The following is a 12,528-nucleotide window of genomic DNA, read 5'->3' on the forward strand; positions in this document are numbered from 1 at the left end:
CCACCGCGTTCATGTCGTCCGGGTTCGTGATGGTCTGCATGGATGCACGGTTCAGTGTGCCGTCCGGATTCACGGCCACCTTGCCGGAGGTATCGGGGACCTGCTTGACACATACAATAATCTTCATTTTAACCTTTACCTCCTACTCTTATTTCACGCCCAGGCGGCTGGAAATAACCATGCGCTGGACCTCGGATGTACCTTCGTAGATCTCGGTGATCTTCGCGTCGCGCATCATGCGCTCCACGGGATACTCACGGGTGTAGCCGTAGCCGCCGAAGAGCTGCACGGCGCGGCGTGTGACGTCCGAAGCGGACTCCGCCGCATACAGCTTGGCCATGGAGGCATCCATGGCGTAATCCTCATGCAGCTGCTTTTTGCAGGCAGCGGCATAGACCAGATACTGCGCCGCCTGCATACGGGTATGCATATCGGCGATCTGGAACTGTGTATTCTGGAACTGGCTCAGGCGCTTGCCAAACTGGACACGCTCCTGTGTGTACTTCACGGCCTCGTTGACCGCGCCCTCGCCCAGACCCAGTGCCTGGGCGGCGATACCGATACGGCCGCCGTCCAGCGTCTGCATGGCGATCTTGAAGCCCTTGCCTACCTTACCCAGCAAATTCTCCTTGGGGACAATGCAGTCCTCGAAGATCAGATCGCAGGTAGAGGAGCCGCGAATACCCATCTTCTTTTCATGCTTGCCGGTGGAGAAGCCGGGGAAGCTCTTTTCCACGATGAAGGCGGAAATGCCGTGGTTGCCGGCCTTTTTGTCGGTCATGGCAAACACCACGAAGGTTTCCGCCACATTACCGTTGGTAATGAAGCACTTCGTGCCGTTGAGCACATAGTGGTCGCCTTCCAGCACGGCAGTGGTCTGCTGGCCGGAGGCGTCGGTGCCGGCGCCGGGCTCGGTCAGGCCGAAGGCGCCCAGCTTGCGGCCGGAGAGCAGGTCGGGCAGATACTTGCGCTTTTGCTCTTCCGTACCGTTTTCAAAAATGGGCGCGCAGCACAAAGAGGTATGCGCGGAAACGATGACTGCGGTGGTACCGCAAACCTTGGCCAGCTCCTCCACGCACATGGCGTAGGAGAGAACGTCGCCGCCGGCGCCGCCGTATTCCTTGGGGAAGTAAATGCCCAGCATACCCAGCTTCGCCATCTTCTCGACGGTCTCCGTGGGGAACCGCTCTTCCTCGTCGAGCTCCTCAGCCAGAGGCTTGACCTCGGTCTCGGCGAATTCACGGTACATCTTGCGGAGCATCTGCTGCTCGTTTGTCAGATGAAAATCCATACCATCCACTCCTTAATAATATAGAAATTATTTGGAATAATCGTAGAAGCCCTTCCCGGACTTACGGCCAAGCAGGCCGCCGCGAACCATCTTGCGCAGCAGCAGCGCGGGACGATACTTGGGATCGCCGGTCTCGCCAAAGAGCGTCTCCATGATGGCAAGGCACACATCGAGGCCGATGAAATCGCCCAGAGCCAAGGGGCCCATGGGATGGTTGGCGCCCAGCATCATGGCCTTATCGATATCCGCCACGGAGGCAACGCCAGTCTCCACAAGGCCGGCGGCCTCGTTGATCATGGGGACCAAAATCTTGTTGACCACAAAGCCGGGGGCCTCCGCCACCTCGACAGGCTCCTTGCCGATGTCCTGAGAGAGCTTGTAAATCGTATCAAAGGTCTCCTGGGTGGTGTTGGCGCCGCGAATGATCTCCACCAGCTTCATGCTGGGCACAGGGTTGAAGAAATGCATACCGATGACGGGGTGCTTGAGGCCAAGACCCATCTCGGTGATGGACAAAGAGGAGGTGTTGGAGGCAAAAATGGTGCTCTCCTTGCAGATGCCGTCCAGCTCGCCCAGCAGTTCCTTCTTGGTGGCCATCTCTTCCTTCACGCACTCGATCACCAGATCCACATCGGCGCAGGCGGACTTCTCCTCCACCAGAATGTTTGCCAGCAGCGCGTCCATGGCCTCCTGGGCCATCTTGCCTTTTTCCACGCGCTTTTGCAGGGAGGCGGCCAGCTTATCCTTGTGCTTTTGTGCGGACGCAACGGAGCTTGCATACATCAAAGCGGTGTGACCCTTTGCGGCAAAAACCTGCGCGATGCCGCTGCCCATGGTACCTGCGCCAAAAATTGCTACTTTCATAATGTTCCTCCTGTTATAAATTTCAATCGTTTCGATTCCCCTTCACATCGTCCTTTGACCTGCGGGGAAAGAGCAAACACGAGACTTTGCTAATTTACTCACAAACTTTATTATAGGGTCCCCGGGGCCATTTATCAAGTCAAACTTGCCCGATGCACCCGTCAAATTTCGTTTTTTTACACTTTATACAAATTTATTTCTAAATTTTATACAAGTCGTTAATCTATTAACACATTATTGCAGTCTGTCCCATCCCTTCTTGCCGGGAAATCATTTACAGCGATGGTTTTCTGTGGTACAATCACCATCGCGGCCGGTTTTGGACGGCCGTTTTGTTTTCAACAAAAGACAATCAGCCCGGGAGGATATTCCTTATGCGTATGCGGAAAAAGAAAAATCTGGTCCCCCGAATGGACCGGTGCGGTGACTTTTTGATTCGGGACCCTTATGAGCGGCAGGGCAAATGGCGGGAACTGATGCCCCAGGCCCGGGAAGTCCGGCTGGAGCTGGGCTGCGGAAAAGGGCGCTTCACCGCCGGTACGGCGGCAGCGGAAAAGGACGTTTTATTTATCGCGGTGGAGCGGGTGCCGGACGCCATGGTGGTCGCCATGGAGCGCTGCGTCAGAGCCGGGCTCACCAATGTGTATTTCATCGACGCCGACGCGGATCAGCTCCCCTGCTTTTTTGCCCCCGGCGAGGTGGACCGCATTTATGTCAACTTCTGCGATCCGTGGCTCAGCAATCGCCACGCCAAGCGCCGCCTGACCCACGGGAATTTTCTCAAGCTCTATCGGCAGGTCTTGAAAATGGGCGGGCAGCTGCACTTTAAAACGGACAATCAGCCGCTATTCGAGTTTTCCGTGGAGGAGATCCCCGCCTTCGGGTTTACCCTGTCGGAGGTCACACAAAATCTCCACGAAAACGGCCCCGTGGGCGTCATGACCGACTATGAAGCCAAGTTTCATGAGCAGGGTCTGCCCATCTACCGGTGCGTTGGCACCATGATTCCATGGGAGGAACCCTTCCCCGCAAGCCCCCATACTGTGGCGGACCGCTGGCTGGACGCCTTTGCCGCTACCGTCTCCGAGGCGGATCTGGGCGCGCATGTGCTGGCGGAGGAGCAGGCTCTTTGGCATGTGTTCTCCCAGCGTCTTGTTCCCTGTCTGGAGGGCGCGGCAGCCCGGGAAGCGCTCTCAAGGCTTCCGGACGCTTCTTGCTACGTTTTCTGCGCAAACCCGCCCCAGGACCATTTAAAGCAGGTGCGGCCCATTGCCGTGGGTGAGATTGCCGCTTTGCCCGCGGAGGAGACTTGGTATCTGATGGATAAGGATTTTTCATGGACCTACGTCCATACCGGCGCGGCGGATTGCGGGCCATACTTTTGCAAGCTGGACTCTTAAGACCAAAAAAAGACAGTGCTCTGCAATCAGAGCACTGTCTTTTTATATGTGCGAAGGAATCAGGCCTTCTTGGCGATCTCGGTCAGCTGGGTGAACGCAGCAGCGTCGTTGACAGCCAGCTCGGCCAGCATCTTGCGGTTGATCTCGATGCCGGTGGTCTTGAGACCGTGCATGAAGGAGGAATAATTCATTCCATTGATCTTGCAGGCAGCGGAAATACGGGTGATCCACAGGGACCGGAAGTCACGCTTCTTCAGCCGACGACCGGCATAAGCGTAGCTCAGGGACTTCATAACTGCCTGATTGGCAACCCGGAAATGCTTGGACTTAGAACCCCAATAGCCCTTGGCCATCTTCAGGGTTTTACTTCTTCTTTTGCGCGTCATCATCGCGCCTTTTACTCTAGCCATTGTGTAAAGCCTCCTATTCTAAACGTCTCGTATCTTACTTGTAAGGGATCATCTTGCGGACAGCGTCCACATTGGTGGTATCCGCATAGCCGCCGGCACGCAGACGACGAGTACGCTTGGTATCCTTCTTGGTCAGGATGTGGCTCTTGAAGGCCTTGGCGCGCTTGACCTTGCCGGTCTTGGTGAGGTTGAATCTTTTTTTGGCGCCGCTATGGGTTTTCAGCTTAGGCATGGTGGTAGCTCCTTCCGTGTGTTTGAAAATCTTTGGTTATTTATGATTTGCCAGCCTTGGGAGACAGGAAGATCGACATCATGCGCCCTTCCAGCTTGGCGGATTTGTCCAGATTGGCGGTCTCGGCACACTGTTCGGCAAACCGGCCCAGTATTTCTCTGCCGATGTCGGTGTGAGCCATCTCACGGCCGCGGAAGCGGACGGAGACCTTGACGCGGTTGCCGTCGGCAATGAACTTCTGGATATTCTTGAGCTTCGTGTTGAAATCTCCGATGTCGATGCCCGGAGACATCCGGATCTCCTTGATCTCGACCACATGCTGATTCTTTCTGGCTTCCTTTTCCTTCTTGCTCTGCTCAAAGCGGAATTTACCGTAGTTCATCAGCTTGCAGACCGGGGGGACAGCCTGAGGAGAGATCTTAACCAGATCCAGACCCTGCTCATCGGCAATTTTGAGCGCCTCAGCGGGCGTCACAATGCCGAGCTGCTCGCCCTCGGAGCCGATCAGTCGGATCTCCTTGTCACTGATCTCTTCGTTCAGTTCATGCACTAACTTAGCTATAGTCGAAGCACCTCCATTTCAAAATAACAAAACGCGGACACCAAATCCGGCATCCGCGCAACAACAAACTGCCGCATAGGCAGTTGATCACAACGATGTTAACCTCTTTGCCGGTGGCTGGAGGTGAGGCGGATGCAAGCAGCCTTCTTTGTTTTGCTTGTTTAGTATATCAGCCCAATCCTTCTTTGTCAATAGAATTCTTTTCCTTTTTTCTGTATACTTTTCTCCTCTTTGGAAAGAATAGCGTCTGTACTCAAAAGAGCCGAAAGGGGGTGTCCTTATGCAGAGTCGTGACAATAACCAGAATCGCACGCAGAACGAGCGTAACCAGAATCAGCAGCAGAACCAGAATGAGCGTAACCAGCAGCAGAACCAGAACGAGCGCAATCAGAAGGAAAATCGCAAGTAACTCCCCTCTCTTCCCTTTCCAGACACGCGGCGGATGATACCTCCCGCCGCGTGTTTTTTCTTTCCCTCTTGTCTTTCCGGAATTTGGTGTGATATGATGAAGAAAAATTTCACATTTCAGGATTGGATGAATCACGATGACACGTCAAGAAAAGCTCCCCGGCTACCTCTTTGCCCTCTTTACCATCACCGTATGGGGCTCCACCTTCATCTCCAGCAAACTGCTGCTGGAATTTTACACGCCCTCCCAGATCATGCTGACCCGGTTTTTGCTGGCCTACGGCGCCCTTTGGCTGCTGCGGCCCCGGAAGCTGTCCCTTTCCCGGAAGCAGGAAGCCGCCTTCTTTTTGCTGGGCCTTGCGGGCTGCTCCATCTACTTTTACACGGAGAACACCGCCCTTACATACACGCTGGCATCCAATGTCAGCATCCTTGTAGCCGCCGCCCCCATTTTCACCGCGGTTCTCGCCCACTTTACAGGCGAGGAGTCCTTTCGCCGGAGCACATTTTTCGGATTCCTGACGGCATTTTCCGGCGTGGTACTGGTGGTGTGCAACGGCACCTTTATTCTCAAGCTGAATCCCCGGGGCGATCTTCTGGCGCTGGCAGCCGCACTCTGCTGGGCCGTCTATTCCGTTTTGCTGCGGCGGGTAAGTCAGGGGCTGGACCCCATTCTGGTCACACGGCGGACGCTGTTCTGGGGCGTGGTCACCGCGTTTCCTCTGGTGGCGCTGGAGGGACTTCCCTATCCCGTGTCGCCGCTGTCCATGCCGCTGGTCACCGGAAACTTCCTCTTTCTGGGGCTGATCGGCAGCGCGCTTTGCTATGTGCTGTGGAACAAAGCCTTCCACCTGCTGGGCGTGGTATCCACCAATAATTTCATCTATCTCAATCCGTTTGTCACCATCGTGGCCGCCCGCCTCTTTTTAAAGGAGTCCATCTCCCCGCTGGCTCTGCTGGGCGCGATCCTCATCACCGTGGGCGTGGTGGTCTCCCAGCGTCCGGCGAGGCAGGTCGTTTCGCAAACGGCCGAATTCCATTCCTGAGCGAGCGCCGGTCTTTCCCACGGAGCGGACACAAAGCCGCTCCCCCGTTATTTTTTATTTTGGAGAGGAGTCCGTGCCATGAAGAATGTTCGATACGGCAAGTGTGTGAAATGCGGCAGGACCTACGCTGCCGTGCCGGATCTCACCACCTGCACCTGCGGCGGTATTCTGGACATCGTCTACGACTACGATTACATTAAGGAGCGCCTCACCAAGCAAACGCTCGCCGCCCGGAGCGAGCATACCATGTGGCGATACCGGGAGCTGCTGCCGGTGGAGGAGACCACCGCGCCCACGCCCCTGCGGGTGGGCTGGTCCCCGCTGTATGAAGAGCCGCGCCTTGCCGCGCAGTTGGGTTTGAAGCAATTGTGGGTAAAGGACGACGGGCAGAATCCCACCGCCTCCTTAAAGGACCGGGCCTCCGCCATGGCGGTCGCCAAGGCGCGAGAGGCCGGCGCGCAGGTCATCGCCTGCTCCTCCACGGGGAACGCCGCTTCCTCTCTGGCCGGGAACGCCGCGGCGGCGGGCCTTGCAACCTATATTTTCGTGCCGTCCCGGGCGCCCAAGGGGAAGGTGGCCCAGCTGATGACCTTCGGCGCCACCGTCATTTCCGTGCAGGGCAGCTATGAGGACACCTTTGAGCTTTCCAAGGCCGCCATTGACCGCTGGGGCTGGTACAACCGCAACGCCGCCATCAATCCCTACCTCTCCGAGGGGAAGAAAACGGTGTCGCTGGAGATCATGGAACAGCTCCACTGGCAGGTCCCGGATTACATCGCCATCTCCGTGGGCGACGGGTGCACCATCGCCGGTCTTTGGAAGGGCTTGAAGGACCTGTATGCCATCGGCTTTATTGACCGTCTGCCCCGCCTGATCTCCGCGCAGGCAGTGGGCTGCTGCCCCCTGAACCGGGCCATTGAGACGGGGGAGCCCTGGCATCCCATGGAGGAAAACACGCTGGCGGATTCCATCGCCGTGGGCGTTCCCCGGAACGCCGATAAGGCGCTTTCCGCCATTCGGGAATCCCACGGTCTCACGGTCAATGTCTCCGACGCGGAGATCATGGACGCCCAGAAGCTGCTGGGCCACACCTGCGGCGTGTTCGGCGAGCCTGCCGGCGTCACCGGAACGGCAGGCGTGAAAAAGCTTTGTGAGGCCGGGATTTTGGGAAGCGGCGACAGCGTGGTGTCCGTGGTGACAGGAAACGGGCTGAAGGACGTGGCCAACGCCATCAAGGCCTGCGGGGACCCCATCTCCATCCCCTCCGACATGGACCGCCTGCTGGAGGCGTTTTCCGAGCGGGGACTTTCAATCAAGTGAGATGAGATGCGCGCCCTTTCCGGGCACATATTGAAGTTTTGGAACGGCCGCATACTGTTTTTTGCCAAAAAAATGTAAGCGACCGCCCATTTTGATTTCAAATCTTCTTATGTCTGTGAAAAGCAAATTTACTTTACATTATTTGCAATTTCTTGCTTATTCTACAATTTTCGCAGTGCATATGCTGACAAGCGTTTTTGCTTTACAATGTTTTTACAAAAAAGGCGGCTGCCCGTGGGCAGCCGCCTTTTTCGCTTCATCCGGTCGCCGCTCCCGGCGTTTTCCCGCAAAGAATTTTCTCAAACTCCTTTGCGGCGATGCTCAATATCCGGGAGGAATCCTTTACCATGCAGATATGGCGCTCCGGGATGGGTTCCGCCAGGGGGATGCGGAATACCTCGCCCCGCTTGAGCGCGTCCAACGCAAGAGGCTCCGGCAAGAAGCCAAGCCCCAAATCGTTTTTCACCAGCGGCAGGATTTGATCTGCGGTGGCTGCCTCGGTATCCGCCCGCACCGAGAGGTTATGGAGCAAAAACAGCCTCTCGTAAAACCGATAGGTCATGGTCTCCTTTCCCAGCAGGATCAGCGGAAATTCCATCAGCTCGCGGAGCGTCAGCTTCCGTGCCGCAAGGGCGGAAAACTTCGGTCCCCCCACCAAGATCTCCTGAAAGGACCCCAATTGAACTTCCCGCAGAGGACCCTCCGCCCCTGTGGGGGTGGTGACCACCGCAAAATCCACCCGGCCGCCCCGCAGCGCCGCCAGCGCCTGGGGCGTGGAGTCGTTGGTGATCTGCAGGCGGATGCTGGGATACCGCATACGAAATTCCCTCATTTTTTGCAGCAGCATCACGTGCAGCGCCGTCTCACTGGCGCCGATGGAAACGCTGCCGGTCTCCAGCCCGCGGCTTCCGGACAGTTCTTCCTCCGCCGTCTGCAAGTGTTCGCAGGCGACCTGCACGTGGGAAAAAAGCAGCTCCCCCTCCGGCGTCAGCGAGACGCCCCGGTGGGACCGCAGCAGCAGCCGACAGCCAAGCTCCTGCTCCAGCTTGCTCATACACCGGCTCACATTGGGCTGATTGCTTCCCAGCAGATCAGCGGCTTTGGTCAGGCTTTGGTACTTTGCGGCGTAATAAAACACCCGATAATATTCGTAGTTGACGTTCACGGTTTCCTCCAACATGTATATATGACATATACAGCATACCAATAATACCTTTTACATCTGGTTCCCGCCCCAGTATACTGCAGAAGAAGCACAAAATCAATTGAAATGATGAAGCAGGAGGGATCCCTGTGCACTATCAGGACTTTTCCGCCGCCCAGCTGCAAGCGGAGCTGCGGCAGTGTACCGCGCAATACGAGGCGCACCAGCGCCGCGGTCTCTCTCTGGACCTTTCCAGAGGGAAACCGGGAAAAGACCAGCTGGCCCTTTCCATGGACCTGCTGGGCGTTTTGACCGCCCATAGCGTGACCGACAGCGAAAACGGCGTTGACTGCCGGAACTACGGCGGTCTGGAGGGAATCCCGGAAGCCCGGCGTTTGATGGCGGAGCTGCTGGGCGTCCGGGCGGAGGAGGTGCTGGTTGGCGGCAACAGCTCTCTTACGATCATGCACGCCATATTGACCCACGCCATGCTGGACGGCATTGCCGGCAGCACGCCATGGGTCCATGTCCCAGAGCGCAAATTCCTCTGCCCTGTGCCCGGCTATGACCGGCATTTCGCCATGACGGAGCACTTTGGCTTTCAGCTGATTCCCGTCCCCATGCTATCGGACGGTCCGGATATGGATTTGGTGGAACGTCTGGTTGCCGAGGATGAAACCATCAAGGGCATCTGGTGCGTGCCGAAATTCCAAAACCCCACGGGGGTCATGTTCAGCAACGAGGTGATTCGCCGCTTTGCCGCGCTCTCTCCCCGGGCCGCGGATTTCCGCATCTTCTGGGACAATGCCTACTGCGTCCACAGCCTGTACCCCGAGGACCCGGACGAGCAACTCGACCTGCTGCACACCTGCGAAGAGGCGGGGAATCCGGACCATGTCTATGAGTTCTGCTCCACCAGCAAGATGGCGTTTCCGGGGGGCGGCATCGCCGCCGTGGCGGCCAGCCCCGCAAACCTGATTGATTTGAAGCGGGCACTGCAATATGCCACCATCGGTCCGGATAAGCTCAATCAGCTGCGGCAGGCCCGTTATTTCCGGAACAAAGCAGCCGTCCAAGCCCATATGGCCCGGCACGCTGCCATTTTACGGCCCAAATTCGAGGCCGTCGAGCACATTCTAGAAGCGGAGCTGGGTGGGCTTGGCATCGCCGAGTGGACGACTCCCCGGGGCGGATATTTTCTCTCCTTCAACACCTTGCCCCACTGCGCGTCCAGAGTCATCTCCCTGTGCGCGGCAGCAGGCGTCAAATTTACGCCGGCAGGCGCCACCTTCCCCTGCGGGCACGATCCAAAGGACCGCAACATCCGCATCGCCCCGTCCTACGCGGCGCTGGAGGAGATCCGGCAGGCCACAGAGCTTCTTGCGCTGTGCACCAAGCTGGCCAGTCTTGAAGCGCTGCTGGGCGCCGGTTCGGACGGAAAAACGCGCTCATGAGTCTGCCTCCCCGCCCTCGGCGCGGCCAGATGTCGGAGGCGTTTTCCGCCGCCGTCTTTCTCTCCGTCTCCGGTGGCCTTCAGGACGCCTACACCTATCTTGCACGGGGCGAAGTGTTTGCCAACGCCCAGACCGGGAACATCGTGCTTTTGAGTCAGCATCTTTTTCGCTGGGACCTGCCGGGCACGCTGCGGTATTTTTTCCCGCTGGCGTCCTTTGCGCTGGGCGTGGCGGCAGCAGAGGGCATCCGCTGTCGCTGCCGGGACATGGTCCGCTTTCACTGGCGGCAGTGGGTCCTTCTTGCGGAGATTCTTCTTTTGCTGCTTGTGGGCTTTTTCCCGGCGTCTATGAACCTTCCCGCCAACGCAATCGTCTCCTTTTCCTGCGCCATGCAGGTGCAGGCGTTTCGCAAGGTGGACGGATGCGCATTCGCCAGCACCATGTGCATCGGGAATCTCCGCAGCGGCGTGGAGGCGTTTTGCGCCTATCGGCGCACGACGAACCGGGAAATTCTGCAAAAGGCCGGGCGGTACTTCTCCATGATCGTGCTTTTTGCGCTGGGGGCCGGACTGGGCGGCGTATGCATTCCGCTTCTCGGCAAGCGCACGATCTGGCTCTCCGCCCTTTTTCTCACGGGCAGCTTCGGCCTGATGTTTTTGCGGGAAGAGCGGGAGGATTCCCAAACCGCCGAAATCTCCTGATTCATTTCCGCCAGCTTCAATGAAATTCTTTCATTGAAAATGCGGATCAGCGTCCGGCAGCGCTCTTGATCTCCTGGAGCTCAAAGCGATAGGTTTGTGCGGCATCCGGGTATTTGACGTGGTCGACCTTTTCCAGAAACATGGCCAGCGGACGGACCCACAGCTCACCGTCGTCGTACAGCTTGTGGTAAACCACATATTCCTCGCCGGTCTCAGAATGCCTTGCAAGCTCCTCCACCAGATAATAGTCGCCCTTAAAATGGCGGTAAACATGCTTTACTTTCACTTCGCGCATCAGTGTTCGTCTCCTTCTTCTGCCGCCGCCTGAACGTTCTTTGTCGCGGCTGTTTGCGCGCGGCAATCGTTTTTCTTTGCGGGGCGTCTTTAAAAAATGTTTAAAAAAGCAACGGATGCGCAAGCTGCGCATCCGTTGTCTCATCTCCCCTTCCGGCGGCTTCGTCCCAACCTCGCGCTATGCGGGCATGGAAAAAACGCTCCGGCGCAGGGCTTTTTTCGGAATTATTCCTCGGGGGTCTCGTCGGACTCCTCGTCCAGGCTGCTCAGGTCAAATTCCAGTCTCTCGCCGCAGTTGGGGCACACGACAGCGCCGTCCTCCAGCACAGAGTCATCAAAATAGATGGTCTCCTCGCAGGTGGGGCAGGTGGTGGCGTAGCAGTCCTCATCCTCGTCCAGATCGTCCTCGTAATACTCGTCCTCGTCTTCGCCGAAAACGACATCCTCCACGTCCTCCAGATCGTCGCTCACGGCGTCCAGGCCGTCGGCCAGCTCCTCCTGCTCATTGTGCAGGTCCTCCAGCTCCAGTCCGATATCCTCCAGCACGTCGATCATGGCGGCAAGCAGCTTGCCCTCCTTCTTCTCGGTGTCCAGCTCCATGCCCTCAGCGAGGCCCTTTAAATAAGCAACCTTCTCAGTGATTTCCATAACAGTGCTCCTTTCGTTATTAAAAATGGTGGGTTTTCACAAAAAGTTCCCTGCGCAGGAGAATCAAAAGGGGGGACTTTGTGTCCCCCCTTATTGTTTTACTCCTTGCAGCGGCTCAGATACTCGCCGGTGCGGGTATCAATGGTGATTTTTTCACCTTCGTTGATGAACAGCGGCACCTTGATCTGTGCGCCGGTCTCTATCGTGGCGGACTTGGTCACGTTGGTGGCGGTGTCGCCCTTCACGCCCGGCTCAGTCTCCGTGACCACCAGATCCATAAAGTTGGGCACTTCCACCGCGAACACGCTGCCCTTGTAGCTCAGCAGCTTGCAGAGGGTGTTTTCCTTCACGAACTTGAACGCATCGCCCAGCACATCCCGGTTCAGGGGGGCCATGTCAAAGGTCTCGGGGTCCATAAAGTAGAACAGGTCGCCGTCGTTATAGCTGTACTCGGCCTCCTTGCGCTCCACAGAGGCCTGCTCGAACTTGGCGGTGGGGTTGAACGACTCCTCGCGAATCGCGCCGGTCATCACGTTTCTGTACTTGGTACGGACAAACGCGGCGCCCTTTCCGGGTTTCACATGCTGAAACTCCACGACGGTCATCACTTTGCCGTCCATCTCAAAGGTAACGCCGTTCCGGAACTCGCCGGCAGTAATCGTAGGCATAGGTTTTCCTCCTCACAAATCTGACGAGAAAACGACCTGCGGGAGGACATTTTCTCAAATTCCCAATATTCAGTAAAACAACCGAT

The 12,528-nt window shown here is 57.2% G+C and carries 15 protein-coding genes and 1 pseudogene; 5 read left to right on the forward strand and 11 right to left on the reverse strand.

Going from position 1 to position 12,528, the window contains the following annotated elements:
* The 3 genes and pseudogenes from PHI30_RS06590 to PHI30_RS06600 all read right to left on the reverse strand — a co-directional run.
* Positions 1-127 (reverse strand): annotated as a pseudogene (locus PHI30_RS06590) (electron transfer flavoprotein subunit beta); the annotation flags it as partial.
* Positions 128-148: 21 nt separating this feature from the next.
* Positions 149-1,291, reverse strand: a complete 1,143-nt coding sequence (locus tag PHI30_RS06595) for an acyl-CoA dehydrogenase (RefSeq protein ID WP_300025599.1) — start codon at positions 1,289-1,291, stop codon at positions 149-151.
* A gap of 27 nt (positions 1,292-1,318) precedes the next feature.
* Positions 1,319-2,155, reverse strand: coding sequence for a 3-hydroxyacyl-CoA dehydrogenase NAD-binding domain-containing protein (locus tag PHI30_RS06600; protein ID WP_300025602.1), 837 nt, complete (start codon positions 2,153-2,155; stop codon positions 1,319-1,321).
* A gap of 374 nt (positions 2,156-2,529) precedes the next feature.
* On the opposite strand from PHI30_RS06600, the gene trmB reads away from it, so the two are divergent.
* The gene (trmB, locus tag PHI30_RS06605) at positions 2,530-3,555 is read left to right on the forward strand and encodes a tRNA (guanosine(46)-N7)-methyltransferase TrmB (protein ID WP_300025605.1); all 1,026 of its coding nucleotides are present in this window, start codon (positions 2,530-2,532) and stop codon (positions 3,553-3,555) included.
* Between the two features lie 59 nt (positions 3,556-3,614).
* Here the strand turns inward: trmB and rplT are convergent, their stop codons facing one another.
* The 4 genes from rplT to PHI30_RS06625 form a co-directional block, all read right to left on the reverse strand.
* Complete coding sequence (gene rplT / locus PHI30_RS06610) at positions 3,615-3,965, reverse strand: 50S ribosomal protein L20 (RefSeq protein WP_300025607.1); 351 nt, start codon at positions 3,963-3,965, stop codon at positions 3,615-3,617.
* 34 nt (positions 3,966-3,999) lie between these two features.
* Positions 4,000-4,197 carry a 50S ribosomal protein L35 gene (gene rpmI, locus PHI30_RS06615; RefSeq protein ID WP_300025609.1) on the reverse strand — a complete coding sequence of 66 codons (198 nt, stop codon included), beginning with the start codon at positions 4,195-4,197 and terminating at the stop codon, positions 4,000-4,002.
* A gap of 40 nt (positions 4,198-4,237) precedes the next feature.
* The gene (infC, locus tag PHI30_RS06620; protein WP_300025610.1) at positions 4,238-4,747 is read right to left on the reverse strand and encodes a translation initiation factor IF-3; all 510 of its coding nucleotides are present in this window, start codon (positions 4,745-4,747) and stop codon (positions 4,238-4,240) included.
* Between the two features lie 265 nt (positions 4,748-5,012).
* Positions 5,013-5,303: a hypothetical protein gene (locus PHI30_RS06625; protein WP_300025612.1), complete on the reverse strand. Its 291-nt coding sequence runs from the start codon at positions 5,301-5,303 to the stop codon at positions 5,013-5,015.
* 1 nt (position 5,304) lies between these two features.
* Here PHI30_RS06625 and PHI30_RS06630 point away from each other — a divergent pair, with 1 nt between their 5' ends.
* Positions 5,305-6,213: a DMT family transporter gene (locus PHI30_RS06630; RefSeq protein ID WP_300025615.1), complete on the forward strand. Its 909-nt coding sequence runs from the start codon at positions 5,305-5,307 to the stop codon at positions 6,211-6,213.
* Positions 6,214-6,291: 78 nt separating this feature from the next.
* Positions 6,292-7,533 (forward strand): threonine synthase, encoded by a 1,242-nt coding sequence (locus PHI30_RS06635; protein WP_300025617.1) that lies wholly within the window; start codon positions 6,292-6,294, stop codon positions 7,531-7,533.
* A gap of 256 nt (positions 7,534-7,789) precedes the next feature.
* Here the strand turns inward: PHI30_RS06635 and PHI30_RS06640 are convergent, their stop codons facing one another.
* On the reverse strand, positions 7,790-8,713 hold the full coding sequence (locus PHI30_RS06640; RefSeq protein ID WP_367186347.1) for a LysR family transcriptional regulator: 924 nt from the start codon (positions 8,711-8,713) through the stop codon (positions 7,790-7,792).
* A gap of 113 nt (positions 8,714-8,826) precedes the next feature.
* Between PHI30_RS06640 and PHI30_RS06645 the strand changes: the two genes are divergently transcribed.
* Positions 8,827-10,131 (forward strand): aminotransferase class I/II-fold pyridoxal phosphate-dependent enzyme, encoded by a 1,305-nt coding sequence (locus PHI30_RS06645; RefSeq protein ID WP_300025620.1) that lies wholly within the window; start codon positions 8,827-8,829, stop codon positions 10,129-10,131.
* Entirely contained in the window at positions 10,128-10,832 is a 705-nt protein-coding gene (locus PHI30_RS06650; RefSeq protein WP_300025623.1) for a YoaK family protein, read from the forward strand. Before PHI30_RS06645 ends, PHI30_RS06650 begins: the two co-directional genes overlap by 4 nt.
* Before the next feature lie 46 nt (positions 10,833-10,878).
* On the opposite strand, the gene PHI30_RS06655 is transcribed toward PHI30_RS06650, so the two are convergent.
* The 3 genes from PHI30_RS06655 to efp form a co-directional block, all read right to left on the reverse strand.
* Positions 10,879-11,127 (reverse strand): DUF1653 domain-containing protein, encoded by a 249-nt coding sequence (locus PHI30_RS06655; RefSeq protein ID WP_300025626.1) that lies wholly within the window; start codon positions 11,125-11,127, stop codon positions 10,879-10,881.
* Between the two features lie 224 nt (positions 11,128-11,351).
* Positions 11,352-11,774 carry a CD1247 N-terminal domain-containing protein gene (locus PHI30_RS06660; protein WP_300025629.1) on the reverse strand — a complete coding sequence of 141 codons (423 nt, stop codon included), beginning with the start codon at positions 11,772-11,774 and terminating at the stop codon, positions 11,352-11,354.
* Positions 11,775-11,872: 98 nt separating this feature from the next.
* Complete coding sequence (gene efp, locus PHI30_RS06665) at positions 11,873-12,442, reverse strand: elongation factor P (protein WP_300025631.1); 570 nt, start codon at positions 12,440-12,442, stop codon at positions 11,873-11,875.
* Positions 12,443-12,528: the final 86 nt, after the last annotated feature.

Source organism: Oscillibacter sp., from assembly GCF_028693505.1.
Classification (GTDB): Bacteria; Bacillota; Clostridia; order Oscillospirales; family Oscillospiraceae; genus Oscillibacter.

What these genes read in the sequence shown, in the direction of transcription:
- efp (WP_300025631.1), bottom strand. Translation starts at nt 12,442, where the DNA reads ATGCCTACGATTACTGCCGGCGAGTTCCGGAACGGCGTTACCTTTGAG.
- PHI30_RS06635 (WP_300025617.1), top strand. Translation starts at nt 6,292, where the DNA reads ATGAAGAATGTTCGATACGGCAAGTGTGTGAAATGCGGCAGGACCTAC.
- trmB (WP_300025605.1), top strand. Translation starts at nt 2,530, where the DNA reads ATGCGTATGCGGAAAAAGAAAAATCTGGTCCCCCGAATGGACCGGTGC.
- PHI30_RS06600 (WP_300025602.1), bottom strand. Translation starts at nt 2,155, where the DNA reads ATGAAAGTAGCAATTTTTGGCGCAGGTACCATGGGCAGCGGCATCGCG.
- PHI30_RS06660 (WP_300025629.1), bottom strand. Translation starts at nt 11,774, where the DNA reads ATGGAAATCACTGAGAAGGTTGCTTATTTAAAGGGCCTCGCTGAGGGC.
- PHI30_RS06630 (WP_300025615.1), top strand. Translation starts at nt 5,305, where the DNA reads ATGACACGTCAAGAAAAGCTCCCCGGCTACCTCTTTGCCCTCTTTACC.
- PHI30_RS06595 (WP_300025599.1), bottom strand. Translation starts at nt 1,291, where the DNA reads ATGGATTTTCATCTGACAAACGAGCAGCAGATGCTCCGCAAGATGTAC.
- PHI30_RS06650 (WP_300025623.1), top strand. Translation starts at nt 10,128, where the DNA reads ATGAGTCTGCCTCCCCGCCCTCGGCGCGGCCAGATGTCGGAGGCGTTT.
- rpmI (WP_300025609.1), bottom strand. Translation starts at nt 4,197, where the DNA reads ATGCCTAAGCTGAAAACCCATAGCGGCGCCAAAAAAAGATTCAACCTC.
- PHI30_RS06640 (WP_367186347.1), bottom strand. Translation starts at nt 8,713, where the DNA reads ATGTTGGAGGAAACCGTGAACGTCAACTACGAATATTATCGGGTGTTT.
- PHI30_RS06655 (WP_300025626.1), bottom strand. Translation starts at nt 11,127, where the DNA reads ATGCGCGAAGTGAAAGTAAAGCATGTTTACCGCCATTTTAAGGGCGAC.
- rplT (WP_300025607.1), bottom strand. Translation starts at nt 3,965, where the DNA reads ATGGCTAGAGTAAAAGGCGCGATGATGACGCGCAAAAGAAGAAGTAAA.